The following is a 17,422-nucleotide window of genomic DNA, read 5'->3' on the forward strand; positions in this document are numbered from 1 at the left end:
CTGAACCACTATGAGCAAACAAACCCATGCCTTTCAGGCCGAAGTCGCGCAACTGCTGCACCTGGTCACCCACTCGCTGTATTCCAACCAAGAGATCTTTTTGCGCGAGCTGATCTCGAACGCCTCGGACGCTTGCGACAAGCTGCGCTTTGAAGCGCTGAACAACAACGCGCTGTACGAAGACGCACCTGAGCTGCAAGTGCGCCTGTCTTTCGACAAAGCCGCCAAGACGCTGACCATCACCGACAACGGCATCGGCATGACGGCGCAAGAAGCCATTGACCACCTGGGCACGATCGCTAAGAGCGGCACCAAAGACTTCATGAGCAAGTTGAGCGGCGACCAGAAATCGGACGCACAACTCATCGGCCAGTTCGGTGTGGGCTTTTATTCAGGCTTCATCGTCGCTGAAAAAATCACCGTCGAAACCCGCCGCGCAGGCGCAGCAGCGGCAGAAGGCGTGCGCTGGATCAGCGGTGGCACGGGCGACTTCGAGGTCGAGACCATCCACCGCGCCGAACGCGGCACCAGCGTGATCTTGCACCTGCGCGAAGAGGCGCTGGAATACGCCAACACCTGGAAGCTCAAAGAAATCGTCGGCAAATACTCCGACCACATCAGCCTGCCCATCTTGATGGAAAAGGAAGAGTGGCAAGACGGCGAGCTGATTGACCCGAGCAACGAAGAAGCTGGCCGTAAACCCGGCGGCATGGTCAAGACCGGCGAGTGGGAAACCATCAACAAGGCCAGCGCCTTGTGGACCCGCCCCAAGAAAGACATCACCGACGAGCAATACGCCGACTTCTACAAGCAGATCAGCCGCGACTTTGAAGCCCCGCTGACCTGGACGCACAACCGCGTGGAAGGCAGCACCGAATACACCCAGCTGCTCTACATCCCAGGCAAAGCGCCGCAAGACCTGTGGAACCGCGACAAAAAAGCGGGCATCAAGCTGTATGTCAAGCGCGTCTTCATCATGGACGAGGCCGAAGCGCTGATGCCCAGCTACCTGCGCTTTGTGAAGGGCGTGGTGGACTCCGCCGATCTGCCATTGAATGTGAGCCGCGAGCTGCTGCAAGAAAGCCGCGACGTGAAAGCCATCCGCGAAGGCTGCACCAAGCGCGTGTTGTCGATGCTGGAAGACTTGGCGAAACACGACAAAGCACCCGAGTCTTCTGATGAAGTCACCGACGTGTTGAGTGACGAAGACAAAGCCAAGTTGGGCCAATATTCCAAGTTCTACGCCGAGTTTGGCGCGGTGCTCAAAGAAGGCTTGGGCGAAGACTTTGGCAACAAAGACCGCCTGTCCAAGCTGCTGCGTTTTGCGTCCACCACCAGCGACACCGTGAGTGTGAGCTTTGCAGATTACAAAGCCCGCATAAAAGAAGGCCAGGACGCGATTTACTACATCACCGCCGACACCTTGGCCGCCGCCAAGAACAGCCCGCAGCTCGAAGTATTCAAGAAAAAGGGCATCGAAGTTTTGTTGATGACCGACCGCGTGGACGAGTGGGCGCTCAACTTTGTGCACGAGTTTGACGGCACCCCGCTGCAAAGTGTGGCCAAAGGCGCGTTTGACCTGGGCAAGCTGCAAGACGAAGAAGAGAAGAAAGCCGCCGAAGACGCGGCCGAAACCTTCAAGCCCGTGCTGGCCAAACTGAAAGAAGCGCTGAAAGACAAAGCCGAAGATGTGCGTGTGACCAGCCGCCTGGTGGACAGCCCTGCCTGCCTGGTGGTCACCGACGACGGCATGAGCATGCAACTGGCCCGCATGCTCAAGCAAGCCGGTCAACAAGCCCCTGAAGTCAAGCCCGTGCTCGAAGTCAACCCTGAGCACGCGCTGGTCAAAAAGCTCGATGGCTCGGTCCACTTCCACGACTTGGCCCACATCCTGTTTGACCAGGCCCTGCTGGCCGAAGGCGGTTTGCCCGAAGACCCAGCAGCTTATGTCAAACGCGTCAATGCGCTGCTGAGCTGATCCACACCTTGGCACATCGGACCCGATCCGGGACGTCATTTTTGAGCGCAAAACCAGTTTGGCCGGGGCTCACAATGGCTGACACATCTGCGGCTGAACGGTGGTCCAATCAGGGCATGACATCCCTGCAAACACCTTTGGCCGTGCGCCCCCGCCTGAACACAATTCTGGCTTGGTTGACCCTGACTCTGGGCCTGAGCGGCTGCAGCAACGTCCACACGGGCGCGGGCATCGGCATGAATGTGCCCGTCTTGCCCGGTGTCTCAATCGGCGTGAATATGGGCACGGGCGGCGTGAATGCGGGCGTGAAGGCCCAATCCGGACCGGTGGGTGTGGGGGTCGGGGTCAACGGCTCCGGCAAGGTCACCGGCCGGGCAGGCGTTGGGGCCAGCACACCCGGGCCGGTGAGTGTGGGCGCAGGCGTGGGCGTGGGCGGGGTGCTCTACGATCCGAAAAAATAAGCGGCCAAACATTGACCCCCTTCACACCAACAGCTGACTCAGCGCTCACCCACCTCAGCCCACTCTGCCGCCAGTCACCCGGTCAAACAAATGCGCGCTTTGTGCTGACCATTGCAGGTGCACCGCATCACCCACCGCGGCTTGCAGGACCCCTGGGACACGGGCAACGGCTGCGGCTTGGGTTTGGCCATCGTCAAAGAAATTGTCGAGCGCCACGCGGGGCATGTCAGTTTGACCCAAGCCCAACCCCAAGGCCTGTGCGTGCGCATTGAATTGCCACTGGCAGCGTCAAGACCCACAACGCCCCGATGGCCCGCCTGAAACTTGAAACAAGTTGGTAACTTTTCGGCACGCAGGTCGCTGACGCACTGATACGCTTGCAGCCCACCCCCTCATGACCATGAACACCTTGCACATCTCTACCCCCTGCCTTCTGGGCGATATTGGCGGCACCAATGCCCGCTTTGCCTTGGTGCACGGCGACGGCTCGCCCATCACTCACGACATCACGTTGCCCACAGGGCAATTTGCCGACTTGGCAGGAGCCGCCCAAGCCTATCTGGCACGCGTGGGCCAGCCTGCGGTCAGTCAGGCTTGCATTGCCATTGCCAACCCCATCGACAGCGATGCGCTGAAGATGACCAACAACCACTGGCAGTTCTCCATCGAGGCCACGCGCCAAGCGTTGGGCCTGGAGCAATTGCTCATGCTCAACGACTGGGAAGCCATGGCCATGGCCGCACCAGCTTTAAGCGGGGACGATTTGGAACAAATTGGCTCGGGCGAGCCCGTGCCCAATGCTCCCAAGGGCCTCATCGGCCCGGGCACGGGTTTGGGCGTGTCGTCTTTGGTGCGCTCGCGCCGCGGCGACTGGGTGCCCATTGCCGGAGAAGGCGGGCATGTGAGCCTGGCCCCGACCTGCGAACGCGAAGCCGACATCCTGCGCATCTTGTGGCGCAACCATACCCACGTGTCTGCTGAGCGCGCCATCTCGGGCATGGGCCTGGAGAATTTGTACCGCGCCATTTGCGTTCTCAATGGCACCGAGGCCGAAAGCCTGGTGGCTGCGCAAGTGACCGAACGTGCCCTGGCCGCCAGCGATGTGGCCTGCGAAGAAGCCCTGGACCGCATGTGCCGCTTGCTGGGCAACGCGGCGGCCAACTTGGCCGTGACGCTGGGCGCTCGTGGTGGCATCTTCATTGGGGGCGGCGTCATTGGCCGACTGGGCGACTACTTTGCGCAGTCGGGTTTTCGCGCTGCTTTTGAAGCCAAAGGCCGCTTTGAAAACTACATGAAACGCATCCCAACCTACGTGATCCGCGTCGAACAACCCGCTTTGATTGGCTGCGCCATGGCGCTGGGCGTACAGCCTGCGCGGCGCTGAGCTCACACGCTGAGTGGCTCTTCCTGCATCTGCTCGATTTGCTCTTGCAGCATCAACACCTGGCCGCGCCAATAGTCAGGCGTGCCAAACCACGGAAAGTTGACCGGAAAAATCGGGTCTTCCCAACGCCGCGCCAGCCAGGCGCTGTAATGGATCAAGCGCAACGTGCGCAAGGGCTCAATCAGGCGCAACTCGGCGCGGTCAAAGTCGCGCACTTGCTCGTACCCATCGAGCAAGGCCGACAGTTGCTGCGTGCGCTGCGCACGGTCACCCGACAGCAGCATCCACAGGTCTTGCACCGCCGGGCCCATGCGGGCGTCGTCCAAGTCCACAAAGTGCGGTCCACCGCCGGGCAAGTCGGTCGGGGTCCACAAAATATTGCCCGGGTGACAGTCGCCGTGCAGGCGAATCAGGCGACGGTCTGCTGCACCCTGCGCCATTTTTTCTTGCACCAAGGCCAGTGCCTCAGCAAAGGTTTCGCGCCATTCGCGCTCGACCTCCAGTGGGATCATCTGGTGCGTTTGCAGCCACTCGGCAGGCTCGAGGGCAAAGGTCTGCACATCGAGTGTGGGCCGGTGCGCAAAAGGCTTGGCCGCGCCCACGGTGTGGATGCGGGCCAAAAAACGGCCGATCCATTCGAGCACTTCAAAATCATCCAACTCGGGCGTTCGGCCGCCGCGCAAAGGGCTCACTGAAAAATCAAAGCCCGCACTTTGGTGCAGGGTCTGGCCGTTCAAAACCAGGGGCGGCACCACAGGGACTTCGGCTGCCAGCAGTTCGGCGGCAAAGTCGTGTTCTTCCTGAATTTGTGCCCGGCTCCAGCGGCCGGGCCGGTAAAACTTGAGCACCACCGCCGCGCTGCCTTGCACGGGTTCGTCCAGGTGCGCACGGTACACGCGGTTTTCGTAAGAGCTGAGCGCCAGCAAACGGCCGTCGGGCCACAGGCCCAGCTCGGTCAGGGCGTCCATCACCCGGTCGGGGGTGAGTTCGGCGTAAGGGTGCAAGGCGTGGGGTTCGGTCATGCACCGATTGTGGCGCACGCCCGACGCCTACTTGCCGGTAAAACGAGCCGCGCGTTTTTCCACAAATGAGCGCACGCCCTCGGCCGCATCTTCGCTGCGCGACAAGCGCTGCTGCACCGGCAAAAAGTCGTGCATGGCCACCAGCGGACCATGCTCCACCGCTTTGAGCACGTTTTGCCGTGTGGCCACCACCGCCAGCGGCGCCTGGGCGGCGATTTGCGCGGCAATGCGCATGGCCTCGGCCAACAGGCCATCAGCGGTTACCACCTTTTGCACAAAGTTCAGGCGCAGGGCTTCGGCGCTGTCAAACACATCGGCCGTGAGCAAATGCAACAGCGCATTGCCCATGCCAGCGCGCTCGGCCATGCGCAGCGTGGCCCCGCCCGTGGCCATGATGCCGCGCTGCACCTCCAGCTGAGAAAACCGGCAGTCATCGGCCGCGACCACGATGTCAGCCGCCAGCATCAGCTCGATGCCCAGCGTGTAGGTGATGCCCTGCACCGCCACCACCATGGGTTTGGTGCGCCGGCGGTAGCCGTCCATGCCCAGGTTGAGCGGATCGACCAATCCCAGCGGCACCGCCTTTTCGCCACGCTGCATGAGCGGCGCGATGGTGGGCAAATCCAGCCCGGCCGTGAAATGCGCACCCGCCGCATACAGCACGCCCACCCGCAAGGCGGGGTCGTCGTCGAGCCGGGAGTACGCCTCACCCAATTCGCGGAACATTTTGGGCGTGAAGCCATTGCGCTTGGCAGGGCGGTTGATGCAAATTTGAAGGACTGCGCCGTGCACGGTGCAGTCGATCTGGCCTTCGGGATGGGGGGTGGTGTTCATGACACCATGTTAGAGGTCGGACTGGCCGTTTCGCGTTCACGAACGCGACAGTCTCGGAGTCTGGCTTGGCCAGCCCCGATTCATCCGCTGACACTCAGTACTTGTAAACGCCCTGGCCGGTCTTGCGGCCCAGGCGGCCAGCGGCCACCATTTCTTTGAGCAGAGGGCTGGGGCGGTACTTGCTGTCACCGAACTCCTTGAGGTAGACCTCCATCACGGCCAGGCACACGTCCAGACCGATCATGTCGGCCAGCGCCAGCGGGCCAATGGGCTGGTTGCAGCCGAGCTTCATGCCCGCGTCAATGGCTTCGGCTTCGGCCAGGCCCTCGCCCAGAACAAAGAAGGCCTCGTTGATCATGGGCACCAAAATGCGGTTGACCACAAAGCCGGGGGCGTTCTTCACGGTGATGGGGGTCTTGCCCAGCGCCAGCGCCATGTCGTGCACCGCGTCGTGCGTGGCGTCACTCGTCTGCAGGCCACGGATGATTTCCACCAGTGCCATCATCGGCACGGGGTTGAAAAAGTGCATGCCGATGAAACGGTCGGCACGTTGCGTGGCGGCAGCCAGTTGCGTGATCGAGATCGACGAGGTGTTGGACGCGATGATCACGTCGGGGGCCAGCAGGGCGTCGAGTTGCTTCAAGATTTTGACCTTGAGCTCGTGGTTTTCGGTGGCAGCTTCGATCACCAACTGAGCGCTTTTCAAGTCATCGTAGTTGCTGGAGCCTTGGATACGGGCCAGCGCTGCAGCCTTGTCGGCTTCGGTGATCTTTTCTTTGTTGACCAAGCGGTCCAGGCTTTTGCCCACCGTGGCCACGCCCTTGGCCACGGCCGCGTCCGAGATATCGACCATCACCACCTGAATGCCCGACACCGCACACGCCTGTGCAATGCCATTGCCCATGGTGCCTGCGCCAATGATGCCTACGGTTTGAATGCTCATCGCTGTACTTCCTTGAAAACGGGGTAAAGAACGGAATAAATGGGGTTCAGCTGCCATCTTACCGGGCCGACTCCACTGCTCCCTGACAACCTGTGGACATGCGATCATTCAAGCCCAAGAGCCACCCCATGAACATCCTTTTTGTCCACCAAAATTTCCCTGGCCAGTTCAAACACCTGGCCCCTGCCATGGCAAGCCAAGGCCACCGCGTGGTGGCCTTGCACATCAACGCCTGCCCGCCGGTGCCTGGCGTAGAACTGGTGCGATATGCCGTCACGGGACGCACCGGACAAGGCACGCACCGCTGGCTGGCCGACTTGGACACCAAAACCCTGCGTGGCGAAGCCACTTGGCAAGCCGCCATGAAACTTCGCGAACAAGGCTTTGTGCCCGATGTGATCGTGGCCCACCCCGGTTGGGGCGAAAGCCTTTTTTTGCTGCAAGTCTGGCCCCAAGCACGGCTGGGCATTTATTGCGAATTTTTCTACCAGCACCAAGGAGCGGACGTGGGCTTTGACCCGGAGTTCGGCAACCCAGACACCGACAACGCGTGCCGCCTACAGATGAAAAACGCCAACTACGAGCTGCACTTTGCGCGTGCGCACGCGGGCATTGCGCCCACGCACTGGCAGGCGTCGTTGTTCCCTGAGCCTTTTACCTCGCGCATCTCCGTGATCCACGATGGCATCTGCACCGATCTGGTCAAGCCCGATGCGAAGGCCAGCATCCGCGTGCAAACGCAGCAAGGCGTTTTGCAGTTGGACCGCAGCAACGAAGTCATCACCTTCATCAACCGTAACTTGGAGCCCTATCGCGGATACCACCAGTTCATGCGGGCTCTGCCTGCCATCCTGAAAGCACGACCCCTGGCCCGTGTGGTCATCATCGGCGGCAACGAGGTCAGCTACGGCGCTGCACCACCGCCCGGGCCCGATGGCAAAGCGCGCACCTGGCGCGATATCTTTTTGAACGAGGTCAAGGACGAGCTGGATCTGTCACGCGTGCACTTTGTGGGCAAGGTGCCCTATGCAGACTTTTTGCGCGTGTTGCAGGTGTCCACGGTGCATGTGTACCTGACCTACCCCTTTGTGCTGAGCTGGAGCTTGCTCGAAGCCATGAGCGCAGGCTGCGCCATCGTGGCCAGCAACACCGCCCCTGTGCGCGAAGCGATTCGCCACGGCGAGACCGGGCAACTGGTGGACTTCTTTGACCCGGCGGCACTGGCACAGCAGGTGATCGACTTGTGCAAGAACCCCGCAGAGCGGGCGCGGCTGGGCGCGCAGGCTCGTTCATTTGCCGTGGAACACTACGATTTAGAAACCCGGTGTTTGCCAGGGCAGATGGCGTGGGTAGAGGGATTAACAAGGAATTAACATCTCACAAAATTTTGTCGACATCGTTGACAAAATTGAGTCCACAACCAGTTGCTGCCGAAGTCAATAGCCTTTCGCTTTAACTCCGAAACCGCTTCCGGGTCAACGCCAGCGCAATCCAGAACGACACCACTGCAAACCCCGCCAGCACCAACACATGGTGCAACGCTTGGTCAGGCCAGCGGTCCAAGAACAGCGGGCGAACCAAATCGACCGCCACCGACAGCGGCAGCCAGTCGGCGATCGCGCGCACAAAGCTGGGCAGTTGCTCGCGCGGGAAGAAGATGCCCGAAAGGAACATCATGGGCGTGAGGAACAGGGTGAAGTAGTAGGTGAAGAAGTCGTAACCTTTGGCCAGCGCGTTGAAGATCAGCGCCATGCAGCTGAAGGTGATGCCCACGCCCAGCAGCACAGGCCAGGCCACCAGCAGCTTCCAGCTGTGGCTGATGCCCAAAGCGAGCATCACCACCAAAATGGCCGTGACGCTGAACAATGACTTGAACGCGGCCCAGAGCATTTCGGCCAGCACCACGTCATCGAGCCGCACCGGGGCGTTCATGATGCCGTCCCAGGTTTTTTGCACATGCATGCGCGAGAACGCCGAGTAAAGCGCCTCAAAGGTCGCCGCGTTCATCGCGCTCATGCAGATGCTGCCACTGGCCAAAAACAGGATGTAGGGCACCTTCTCGCCGCCGATCTCGATCTGGCCCACCAGGGCCCCCAGCCCATAACCAAAGGCCACCAACCACATGAGCGGCTCGGCGATGTTGCCCACCAGGCTGGGGATGGCCAGCTTTTTCCAGACCAGCCAGTTGCGCTGAAACACGGGCCACCAGCGCATGGACAGGCGGGGCGCGGCCCAGATGTTGTTTTGAATTTGACTCATCATCAGCCTTCCTCTCGGATCTGGCGTCCGGTCAATTTCAAAAACAAGTCTTCCAGGTTGGAAGGTCGGTGCAAGGTGCGCAGCGCGGGCCAGGCCTGCAGCGCATTCATCAGGGCGCGGCTGTCTTGGGTGTAGAAGAAAACGGTTTCCCCACTCACCTCGACCCGGCCCGCCAGGGCTTTCAAGCTGGCCTCTTGCGCCAGCGCCACAGCGCCTTGGCCAAACACTTCGACCACCTCGGGCTCCAGGTGCTCGGCGATCAGGTCGCGGGGCTTGCCTTCGGCGATCTTGCGACCTTGGTCCAGTACCAAGAGGCGACTGCACAGGCGCTCGGCTTCGTCCATGAAATGGGTGGTCAGCAAGATGGATTTGCCTTCTTGCAGCAGCACCTGCAGGCGCTCCCACATGAGGTGGCGCGCCTGAGGGTCCAGGCCCGTGGTGGGCTCGTCCAGCATCAAGAGCTGCGGGTGGTTGATCAGGGCTCGTGACAGACTCAGGCGCCGCTTCATGCCGCCAGACAACTCGCCGGGCTTGGCCTTGGCTTTGTGACTGAGGGCGCCAAATTCGAGCAGCTGCGGAATGCGCTCGCGAATCACAGCATCGGGCAAGCCGAAATAGCGGCCAAAGACCAGCAGATTCTCTTGCGCCGTGAAGTCCGGGTCCAGCGTGTCCGATTGGGCCACCACGCCCAAACGGGCTTTGATGGCCAGCGCATCACGGGGCATTTGCAAGCCATCGAAATAGCGGATGTCGCCGCTGTCAGGCTCGGACAAACCCAAGCACATGCGCAGCGTGGTGGTTTTGCCCGCACCGTTGGGGCCGATGACGCCCAGGCATTCGCCAGGGTTGATGTGAAATGACAGGTCGTTGACCACCGTGGCATCGCCGTAGCATTTGACCAAATGATCGACCGAAAGCAAGGGGGTATTCATGCCCGGATTGTGCCCTTGACTGCATGCCTGAGCAGCTGGGCAGGTGACCGATAAAATCAGGGCCTTCTTCTGTACCGCGCCTGCGGCCCCTTCATGTCAAGTTCCCCTTCTTTTTCGGACCGCCTGGCGGTCTTGCCCCAGTACCTGATTCCCAAGCAAGCCCTGACCGCCTTTGCCGGCTGGGTGGCGGGCAGTCAGTGGGGCGGCGCGACCACGGCCATCATCAACTGGTTTGTCAAGCGCTACAACGTGAACATGGCAGAAGCCGCCAACCCGGACACGGTCAGCTACAAGAGCTTCAACGAATTCTTCACCCGCCCTCTGCGGGGCGACGCCCGGCCCATCGCGGCAGAGGCTTTTGTGAGCCCGGTGGACGGGGCCATCAGCCAGTGCGGCCCGGTGGTGGGCGACCAGGTCTTCCAGGCCAAGGGCCACGGCTACAGCACCCGCGCCCTGGTGGGCGGCGATGCGGCGCTGGCGGCTCAGTTTGAGAACGGCGAATTTGCCACGCTTTACCTGAGCCCCCGCGACTACCACCGCATCCACATGCCTTGCGCGGGGCGCCTGACGCGCATGATTTACGTCCCAGGCGATTTGTTCTCGGTCAACCCGACCACGGCACGCGGCGTGCCGGGTTTGTTTGCCCGCAACGAGCGGGTGGTGTGCGTGTTTGACAGCGCCCACGGCCCCTTCGTGATGGTGCTGGTGGGCGCGACCATTGTGGGCAGCATGGCCACCGTGTGGCACGGCGTGGTCAACCCGCCGCGCCCGGGCACAGTGCGCGAATGGACCTACGAGATGGGCAACATCACCCTGGCACAAGGCGAGGAGATGGGGCGCTTTTTGCTCGGCTCCACCGTGGTGATGCTGTTCCCTAAGGGAGTGATGCAGTTCAAGTCCGACTGGACCCCGACCCGCCCCATCGTCATGGGCGAGGCCATGGGGGCGTTGCGCTCAACAGCGGGGTAAGGTCAGGCCTTGGCTTCTTTTAGCTGGCGCGCCAACACGTAGCGGCGCATGGCCACTGCCGGGGCGTCCGCAGCCACAGAAAACTCGTACAAATCCTCGGCCGGGGTGCTGGCCAAGGCCATCTCCTGCAGGGCCAGGCCGTCCACGTCTTCCTGAAAAGCCACAAACAACTGGTCGTGCATGAAGCGGGTGGTTTGGGGGTCATCTTGCGCAAAGTCGCGCCCGTGCACGATGAAGTAATGCGTGCTGGTGGCCGTCTCAGGGGTGGGCATGTGGGCGGTGCGGATGCGAAACTGCGGGCGCGCACCTTCTGGCCCATTTTCCGGCAGGTGGCAATCGTAAAAAGTGACCGAGACCTCGTGCAGCCCCAGGCTGCGGAACTCGGAGCGCACGATGCGGGCGGCTTGGCCTTGGCCCGTCAACCCGGTCGGGATGCCCCACACAGGCGGCAAGGTGGTGGGCACCACGTTGCGCAGCAAAGCAAATTGGCCATCGCCGATGACGCTTTCAAAGGCCGCCTTGGCGTAATCGGGCGTGCCAAAACTTTTGGCGTGCAAAAAACTCAAATGCGTCAGGTCCAGCAAGTTTTCGTGCAGTCGCACGTAGTTCGCTTGCAAACTCAAATAGCCTTGCGAGCGCTCCCACTGGACATCGGCCATCCAATCTTGCGCAGGGAGTTTGGACGCATCGGCCTGATCGGCCTCACCCATCCAGATCCAGACCACCGCGCCGCGTTCGATGGTGCGGTAGGCCCGAATGCCCATGTTGGGCGGGCAGGTCGACTGCGAAGGCACTTCGATGCAGTCGCCCTCGGTGTTGAACCGCAGGCCGTGGTAGCCGCACACGATGGTGTCTTGCTCCAGCGTGCCGGCTGACAGCGGCATCGAGCGGTGCGGGCAGCGGTCTTCCAGCGCCACCACGCGGCCGTCACCGGCACGGTAAAACACCAACCGCCGACCCAGCAGCGTGCGGGCCAACAACTGGTCCTTGATCTCTTCGCCAAAGGCGGCCACGTACCAGTCGTTCATGACAAAAGGTGTGTGGCGATCGGCCAGGCGCTGTGAGGCGTTTTGCGCTGCGGTGATGACGCTGATGTGGGGGCGTGTCATGGGGTCTGTCTCCTGGGGTCGGCCTGGCGCATCGGCTGCGAATGGCATGTACGCTGCAGTTTAGGGCGTGGCATTTGGCATGGGCTGTCCCGGGAGCGCCTGCAGCCGTGGCAACATCCGGGGATGCCGACTTCATTGAACCACCCCTCTCAAGCGCCATCGCTGTGCACCTGGGCGCCCGCCCAGGCCATGGTGTTGGCCGCCGGTCGCGGCGAGCGCATGCGCCCCCTGACCGACCAGACCCCCAAACCTTTGCTGCGCGTGCGCGGCCAGCCGCTCATGCACTGGCCCATGCAGGCCCTGGCCCGGGGCGGCTTTGTGCAGCAGCTGGTCAACACCGCCTGGCTGGGTGAGCAGTTCCCGGCGCACTTGGGTGAGCACATCCAGTGGCCCGGCGTGTCAGAGATTCACATCCGCTATTCGCACGAAGGCCAGGATTTTGGCCGCGCATTGGAGACCGCAGGCGGCATCGTGCGGGCCCTGCCCCAGCTCGATGAGGTGTTTTGGGTGGTGGCAGGCGACGTGTTTGCCCCTGATTTGATGTTCACACAGCAGGCCATGCAGCGCTTTGCCGCCAGCGCTGCGCTGGCCCACCTGTGGCTGGTGCCCAACCCCAGGCACAACCCGGGCGGCGACTTTGGCCTGTCAGCGACGGGCCAGGTGCTCAACTTGCCCAAAGGCAGCCCCGGTTGCGCGTACACCTTCAGCACCGTGGCCCTGTACAAAAAGGCTTTTTTTGCCGACTGCGGTCTGCCCACTGGCAATCCCGAAGGCGTGGCGCTGGCGCTGGCCCCGTTGCTGCGTGCGGCCATGGACCGGGGTTTGGTGTCAGGCGAGGTGTATGAGGGCGACTGGACCGACGTGGGCACACCTGAGCGGCTGGCTCAGCTCAACGGCAGCAGCGCCTGATCAGGCACCCGGGTGACTGTGTGGCCATTCGCCACCCAAGGGCAACGAACATAATGGCATCTTCTTATGGGACTGTTCTCCAAATGACCGACACCACCCTGCTTTACGCCCAACGCCGTGCTCGCCTGGCCGCCCAACTGGGCGCAGGCGGTATCGCCATCATCCCCACCGCGCCCGAGCGCCAGCGCAACCGCGACAGCGATTACCTGTACCGGCACGACAGCTACTTTTATTACCTGACCGGCTTCACCGAGCCGCATGCCAGTTTGGTGATCACCGCCGAGGGTGAGTGCACGCTGTTTTGCCAGCCCAAAGACCTGGAGCGCGAAATTTGGGACGGCATCCGTTTGGGGCCAGACGCGGCACCCGCTGCTTTGGGCGTGAACCGGGCTTTGCCCATTGGGGAAATGGCCGCGCACATGCCCAAACTGCTCGAAAACCGCAGCACCGTTTGGTACCCCTTTGCCATCCACCATGGGTTGGAGAGCCTGGTGAACGGCTGGTTGCAGTCGGTGCGTGCGCGGGTGCGTTACGGCGCTTTGTGCCCGGAGCAGCAGCGTGACTTGTGCAGCTTGCTCGACGAGATGCGCCTGGTCAAAGATGCGCACGAGCAAGACATCATGCGCCGCGCCAGCACCATCAGCGCCCGCGCCCATATTCGCGCCATGCAGCGCAGCGCGGCCATGCTGCGTGCGGGCCAAGAGGTGCGTGAATACCACCTGGATGCCGAATTGCTGCACGAGTTCCGCCAAAGCGGTTCGCAGTACCCGGCTTACGGCTCCATCGTGGCGGGCGGGGCCAATGCCTGCGTGCTGCATTACCGCGCCGACACCGCCTTGATCCAAAACGGCGACTTGGTGCTGATCGACGCAGGGTGCGAGCTCGATGGCTACGCCAGCGACATCACCCGCACCTTCCCCGCCAACGGCACATTCACCGGGCCGCAACGCGCTTTGTACGACTTGGTGCTGGCTTCACAAGACGCGGCTGTGGCCGCCACCAAGGCGGGTGCCCGTTTTGTCGACCCACACGAAGCCACCGTAGCGGTCTTGGCGCAGGGCCTGCTCGATGTGGGCTTGCTTGACAAGAACAAGGTCGGCAACGCACAAGACGTGATCGCCAACCGCAGTTATTTCCAGTTTTACATGCACCGCACCGGCCACTGGTTGGGCATGGACGTGCACGACTGCGGCAGCTATGTGGAGCCCTCGCAGGTGGGCCAGGTCAGTGAGCGCAAGGACCCACTCAGTGGCGAGCTGATCAAGGACCGCCCCAGCCGCATCCTGCAGCCGGGCATGGTGCTGACCATCGAGCCGGGCTTGTATGTCCGACCTGCACCCGGTGTGCCCGATCAATTCCACAACATCGGCATCCGCATCGAAGACGATGCCATCGTGACCGAAACCGGTTGCGAGCTGATCACACGGGGTGTGCCGGTCAAGGCCGACGAGATCGAAGCCCTGATGCGAGGCTGAAGCGCCCATGCAGCCGAGTTCGCTGCCCACTGGTTCGGGCACGCTGCGCTCCCTACAGACAGGTCAGGTTCGCCCCCTCCTTGTCGGTGGGCGCAAGCTGGTGTCGGCCATTGGCAAAACCACGGTCTCGTGCCCCATCGAGGTCGGGGTTTTGGGGCTGGCCGGTGACGAACAGGCCGACTTGTCGGTGCATGGGGGCCTGAGCAAGGCGGTTTATGCCTTGCCTTCAGAACACCTGCTTTGGTGGCAGGCGCAGCGCCAAGCTCGGGGCGCAACCATGTTTGAAGAAGCTTTGGCGCCGGGTTACTTGGGTGAGAACCTGAGCCTGCAAGGCATTCTCGAACAAGACCTTTATGTGGGTGACCGCCTGGACTTTGGCGACGTGGTTTTGCGCGTGACCCAGCCGCGCGAGCCTTGCGGCAAATTCAACGCTGTCATGGGTTATGCCTTGGCCGCCAAAGACATGGTGCAAAGCGGGCGCTGCGGCTTTTATTTGGCGGTGGACCAAACGGGCCGTTTGCAAGCCGGTGCGTCTTTTCAAATCATCCCAGGGCAACGCTCGGTCAGCGTGGCGCAGGCTTTGCAACACAAGGCTTGGAAGCACCTGCGCTGGAACGGCTCGATTTGTGCGTAAAAGTCAAAAGCCAACTCACTTGAGAGGGGCATTACCTCACCCCCAGTGGTTCATTGCCACGCCTACAATGAAAATATTGGCCATTGGCTGACTTCAGAACCATCCATTCATCAACACCCCCAGGTGGCCAAACCCCTGCCCACCTGACAGCACTTCCCTACAACGGAGCCCCACCATGACCAACAAGGTCCAAGCCGAAGAAAAACGTGCCCAGTTGCGCAAAGCCGCCCTGGAATACCACCAGTTCCCCACCCCAGGGAAAGTGGCCATTGCGGCCACCAAGCAGCTGGTCAACCAGCACGATCTGGCCTTGGCCTACTCGCCTGGCGTGGCAGCCCCCTGCGAAGAAATCGTCAAAGACCCAGCCAATGCCTTCAAGTACACCAGCCGGGGCAACTTGGTGGGGGTGGTGACCAACGGCACCGCTGTGCTGGGCCTGGGTGACATTGGCCCGCTGGCCAGCAAGCCGGTCATGGAAGGCAAGGGCGTGCTGTTCAAAAAGTTCTCGGGCATCGATGTGTTCGACATCGAAATCAACGAGAAAGACCCGGACAAGCTGGTCGAAATCATCGCGTCGCTGGAGCCGACCTTTGGCGGCATCAACCTCGAAGACATCAAGGCACCCGATTGCTTCTACATCGAGCGCAAGCTGCGCGAGCGCATGAAGATCCCGGTCTTTCATGACGACCAGCACGGCACCGCCATCGTGGTGGGCGCGGCCATCTTGAACGGCCTCAAGGTCGTGGGCAAGGACCCCCAACAGATCAAGCTGGTCACTTCGGGCGCCGGCGCTGCGGCCTTGGCTTGCCTGGGCCTGTTGGTCAAGCTGGGCATCCCCCGTGAAAACATTTGGGTCACCGACCTGGCCGGCGTGGTCTACGAAGGCCGCACCGAGCTGATGGACGAGGACAAAATCCAGTTCGTGCAAAAGACGGACCAGCGCACCCTGTCCGAAGTGATTGAAGGGGCCGATGTGTTCCTGGGCCTGTCGGCAGGCGGCGTGCTCAAGCAAGACATGGTCAAGAAAATGGCGGCCAAGCCTTTGATCTTTGCGTTGGCCAACCCCAACCCGGAAATCAACCCCGAAGACGTCAAAGCCGTGCGCGACGACGCCATCATGGCCACGGGCCGCACCGACTACCCCAACCAGGTCAACAACGTTCTGTGCTTCCCCTATATTTTCCGGGGCGCACTCGACTGCGGTGCCACCACCATCACGCTGGAGATGGAAATCGCCGCTGTGCACGCGATTGCCGAGCTCGCGCAAGCCGAGCAAAGCGAAGTGGTGGCGGCCGCTTATGTAGGCGAACCCTTGGCTTTTGGCCCTGAGTACCTGATTCCAAAACCTTTCGACCCGCGCCTGATGATGATGATCGCGCCAGCGGTTGCACAAGCTGCGGCCGACTCCGGCGTCGCCTCCCGCCCCATCACCGACATGGATGCCTACCGAGAAAAGCTGCAGGGCTTTGTGTATGCATCCGGCACCATGATGAAGCCCATCTTCACAGCCGCCAAACGCGCCCTGAAAAAGCGCATCGCCTACAGCGAGGGCGAAGAAGAGCGCGTGCTGCGTGCGGCCCAGATCGTGGTGGACGAAGGCATTGCCCGCCCGACCCTGATTGGTCGCCCGGCCGTGATTGCCGAGCGCATCGAAAAATTCGGCCTGCGTCTGAAAGAAGAGCTGGATTACGACATCGTGAACGTGGAAGACGACCACCGCTACCGCGATTTCTGGCAGACCTACCACCGCTTGACCGAACGCAAGGGCATCACCCAGCAGATCGCCAAGATCGAGATGCGCCGACGCTTGTCACTCATTGGCGCCATGTTGCTGCACAAAGGTGACGTGGACGGCATGATTTGCGGCACTTGGGGCACCAACCCGATGCACCTGAATTACATCGACCAGGTGGTGGGCAAGCGCAAAGGTGTGAACACCTACGCTTGCATGAACGGTTTGATGCTACCGGGCCGCCAAGTGTTCATGGTGGACACCCATGTCAACTACGACCCAACGGCCCAGCAGTTGGCCGAGTTCACCATCATGGCCGCAGAAGAAATGCGCCGTTTCGGCATCCAACCCAAGGCGGCGTTGCTCTCACACTCCAATTTCGGCTCGTCTGACCAACCCAGCGCCGTGAAGATGCGCGATGTGCTGGACTTGCTGCGCCAAAATGCACCTTGGCTAGAAGTAGACGGTGAAATGCACGGCGATGTAGCCTTGGACGCCGCCGCTCGGCAGTCACTCATGCCCAACAGCACGCTTGTGGGAGATGCCAACTTGTTGGTTCTGCCCAACATCGATGCGGCCAACATTGCCTACAACCTGCTCAAAACAGCTGCGGGCGGCAACATCGCTGTAGGCCCAGTCTTGTTGGGCGCGGCCAAGCCGGTGCACATTTTGACGCCCAGCACCACGGTTCGGCGGATTGTGAACATGACGGCGCTTACCGTGGCCGATGCAAACGCAGCCCGCTGAACCACACCGCAGGTGTGTGCACTCACATGCAGGC

At 61.6% G+C, this 17,422-nt stretch carries 16 protein-coding genes; 10 read left to right on the forward strand and 6 right to left on the reverse strand.

Annotation, left to right across the window (positions count from 1 at the left end; all coding sequences use genetic code 11):
- The first annotated feature begins 10 nt into the window (after positions 1 to 10).
- From htpG to B9Z50_RS15800, 4 genes are all read left to right on the forward strand, one after another.
- On the forward strand, positions 11 to 1,978 hold the full coding sequence (gene htpG, locus B9Z50_RS15785; protein WP_108365720.1) for a molecular chaperone HtpG: 1,968 nt from the start codon (positions 11 to 13) through the stop codon (positions 1,976 to 1,978).
- A gap of 116 nt (positions 1,979 to 2,094) precedes the next feature.
- Positions 2,095 to 2,439: a hypothetical protein gene (locus B9Z50_RS15790; protein WP_146183229.1), complete on the forward strand. Its 345-nt coding sequence runs from the start codon at positions 2,095 to 2,097 to the stop codon at positions 2,437 to 2,439.
- 117 nt (positions 2,440 to 2,556) lie between these two features.
- Positions 2,557 to 2,760, forward strand: coding sequence for an ATP-binding protein (locus B9Z50_RS15795; RefSeq protein WP_233249910.1), 204 nt, complete (start codon positions 2,557 to 2,559; stop codon positions 2,758 to 2,760).
- Positions 2,761 to 2,839: 79 nt separating this feature from the next.
- Positions 2,840 to 3,823, forward strand: a complete 984-nt coding sequence (locus B9Z50_RS15800; RefSeq protein WP_108365814.1) for a glucokinase — start codon at positions 2,840 to 2,842, stop codon at positions 3,821 to 3,823.
- Between the two features lie 2 nt (positions 3,824 to 3,825).
- Here the strand turns inward: B9Z50_RS15800 and B9Z50_RS15805 are convergent, their stop codons facing one another.
- The 3 genes from B9Z50_RS15805 to B9Z50_RS15815 all read right to left on the reverse strand — a co-directional run bounded on the left by B9Z50_RS15805 (position 3,826) and on the right by B9Z50_RS15815 (position 6,622).
- A complete protein-coding gene (locus B9Z50_RS15805) occupies positions 3,826 to 4,845 on the reverse strand; it encodes a serine/threonine protein kinase (RefSeq protein ID WP_108365723.1) in 1,020 nt (339 codons plus the stop codon).
- Between the two features lie 27 nt (positions 4,846 to 4,872).
- Complete coding sequence (locus tag B9Z50_RS15810; protein ID WP_108365724.1) at positions 4,873 to 5,679, reverse strand: crotonase/enoyl-CoA hydratase family protein; 807 nt, start codon at positions 5,677 to 5,679, stop codon at positions 4,873 to 4,875.
- Between the two features lie 94 nt (positions 5,680 to 5,773).
- On the reverse strand, positions 5,774 to 6,622 hold the full coding sequence (locus B9Z50_RS15815; RefSeq protein ID WP_108365725.1) for a 3-hydroxybutyryl-CoA dehydrogenase: 849 nt from the start codon (positions 6,620 to 6,622) through the stop codon (positions 5,774 to 5,776).
- 128 nt (positions 6,623 to 6,750) lie between these two features.
- On the opposite strand from B9Z50_RS15815, the gene B9Z50_RS15820 reads away from it, so the two are divergent.
- Positions 6,751 to 7,995, forward strand: coding sequence for a glycosyltransferase family 4 protein (locus tag B9Z50_RS15820; RefSeq protein WP_108365815.1), 1,245 nt, complete (start codon positions 6,751 to 6,753; stop codon positions 7,993 to 7,995).
- Positions 7,996 to 8,074: 79 nt separating this feature from the next.
- On the opposite strand, the gene B9Z50_RS15825 is transcribed toward B9Z50_RS15820, so the two are convergent.
- A complete protein-coding gene (locus B9Z50_RS15825) occupies positions 8,075 to 8,881 on the reverse strand; it encodes an ABC transporter permease (protein WP_108365816.1) in 807 nt (268 codons plus the stop codon).
- 2 nt (positions 8,882 to 8,883) lie between these two features.
- Positions 8,884 to 9,813, reverse strand: a complete 930-nt coding sequence (locus B9Z50_RS15830; protein WP_108365726.1) for an ATP-binding cassette domain-containing protein — start codon at positions 9,811 to 9,813, stop codon at positions 8,884 to 8,886.
- Positions 9,814 to 9,906: 93 nt separating this feature from the next.
- On the opposite strand from B9Z50_RS15830, the gene asd reads away from it, so the two are divergent.
- A complete protein-coding gene (gene asd, locus B9Z50_RS15835) occupies positions 9,907 to 10,782 on the forward strand; it encodes an archaetidylserine decarboxylase (RefSeq protein ID WP_108365727.1) in 876 nt (291 codons plus the stop codon).
- A 2-nt stretch (positions 10,783 to 10,784) separates the two neighbouring features.
- Here the strand turns inward: asd and B9Z50_RS15840 are convergent, their stop codons facing one another.
- Positions 10,785 to 11,891 carry an aromatic ring-hydroxylating dioxygenase subunit alpha gene (locus tag B9Z50_RS15840; RefSeq protein ID WP_108365817.1) on the reverse strand — a complete coding sequence of 369 codons (1,107 nt, stop codon included), beginning with the start codon at positions 11,889 to 11,891 and terminating at the stop codon, positions 10,785 to 10,787.
- A gap of 189 nt (positions 11,892 to 12,080) precedes the next feature.
- On the opposite strand from B9Z50_RS15840, the gene B9Z50_RS15845 reads away from it, so the two are divergent.
- The 4 genes from B9Z50_RS15845 to B9Z50_RS15860 all read left to right on the forward strand — a co-directional run bounded on the left by B9Z50_RS15845 (position 12,081) and on the right by B9Z50_RS15860 (position 17,388).
- Complete coding sequence (locus B9Z50_RS15845) at positions 12,081 to 12,800, forward strand: nucleotidyltransferase family protein (RefSeq protein ID WP_108365818.1); 720 nt, start codon at positions 12,081 to 12,083, stop codon at positions 12,798 to 12,800.
- Positions 12,801 to 12,883: 83 nt separating this feature from the next.
- Positions 12,884 to 14,275 carry an aminopeptidase P N-terminal domain-containing protein gene (locus tag B9Z50_RS15850; protein ID WP_108365728.1) on the forward strand — a complete coding sequence of 464 codons (1,392 nt, stop codon included), beginning with the start codon at positions 12,884 to 12,886 and terminating at the stop codon, positions 14,273 to 14,275.
- A gap of 7 nt (positions 14,276 to 14,282) precedes the next feature.
- Positions 14,283 to 14,909 carry an MOSC domain-containing protein gene (locus B9Z50_RS15855; RefSeq protein ID WP_108365729.1) on the forward strand — a complete coding sequence of 209 codons (627 nt, stop codon included), beginning with the start codon at positions 14,283 to 14,285 and terminating at the stop codon, positions 14,907 to 14,909.
- 109 nt (positions 14,910 to 15,018) lie between these two features.
- Complete coding sequence (locus tag B9Z50_RS15860; RefSeq protein WP_370463092.1) at positions 15,019 to 17,388, forward strand: NADP-dependent malic enzyme; 2,370 nt, start codon at positions 15,019 to 15,021, stop codon at positions 17,386 to 17,388.
- Positions 17,389 to 17,422: the final 34 nt, after the last annotated feature.

The sequence above is a fragment of the Limnohabitans sp. Bal53 genome (genome assembly GCF_003063355.1).
Classification (GTDB): Bacteria; Pseudomonadota; Gammaproteobacteria; order Burkholderiales; family Burkholderiaceae_C; genus Limnohabitans_A.

Excerpts from the sequence above, each read along its gene's own strand:
- B9Z50_RS15810 (WP_108365724.1), bottom strand. The coding sequence starts at position 5,679 with ATGAACACCACCCCCCATCCCGAAGGCCAGATCGACTGCACCGTGCAC.
- B9Z50_RS15845 (WP_108365818.1), top strand. The coding sequence starts at position 12,081 with ATGGTGTTGGCCGCCGGTCGCGGCGAGCGCATGCGCCCCCTGACCGAC.
- B9Z50_RS15800 (WP_108365814.1), top strand. The coding sequence starts at position 2,840 with ATGAACACCTTGCACATCTCTACCCCCTGCCTTCTGGGCGATATTGGC.
- B9Z50_RS15830 (WP_108365726.1), bottom strand. The coding sequence starts at position 9,813 with ATGAATACCCCCTTGCTTTCGGTCGATCATTTGGTCAAATGCTACGGC.
- B9Z50_RS15820 (WP_108365815.1), top strand. The coding sequence starts at position 6,751 with ATGAACATCCTTTTTGTCCACCAAAATTTCCCTGGCCAGTTCAAACAC.
- htpG (WP_108365720.1), top strand. The coding sequence starts at position 11 with ATGAGCAAACAAACCCATGCCTTTCAGGCCGAAGTCGCGCAACTGCTG.
- asd (WP_108365727.1), top strand. The coding sequence starts at position 9,907 with ATGTCAAGTTCCCCTTCTTTTTCGGACCGCCTGGCGGTCTTGCCCCAG.
- B9Z50_RS15825 (WP_108365816.1), bottom strand. The coding sequence starts at position 8,881 with ATGAGTCAAATTCAAAACAACATCTGGGCCGCGCCCCGCCTGTCCATG.
- B9Z50_RS15790 (WP_146183229.1), top strand. The coding sequence starts at position 2,095 with ATGACATCCCTGCAAACACCTTTGGCCGTGCGCCCCCGCCTGAACACA.
- B9Z50_RS15855 (WP_108365729.1), top strand. The coding sequence starts at position 14,283 with ATGCAGCCGAGTTCGCTGCCCACTGGTTCGGGCACGCTGCGCTCCCTA.
- B9Z50_RS15840 (WP_108365817.1), bottom strand. The coding sequence starts at position 11,891 with ATGACACGCCCCCACATCAGCGTCATCACCGCAGCGCAAAACGCCTCA.
- B9Z50_RS15815 (WP_108365725.1), bottom strand. The coding sequence starts at position 6,622 with ATGAGCATTCAAACCGTAGGCATCATTGGCGCAGGCACCATGGGCAAT.
- B9Z50_RS15850 (WP_108365728.1), top strand. The coding sequence starts at position 12,884 with ATGACCGACACCACCCTGCTTTACGCCCAACGCCGTGCTCGCCTGGCC.
- B9Z50_RS15805 (WP_108365723.1), bottom strand. The coding sequence starts at position 4,845 with ATGACCGAACCCCACGCCTTGCACCCTTACGCCGAACTCACCCCCGAC.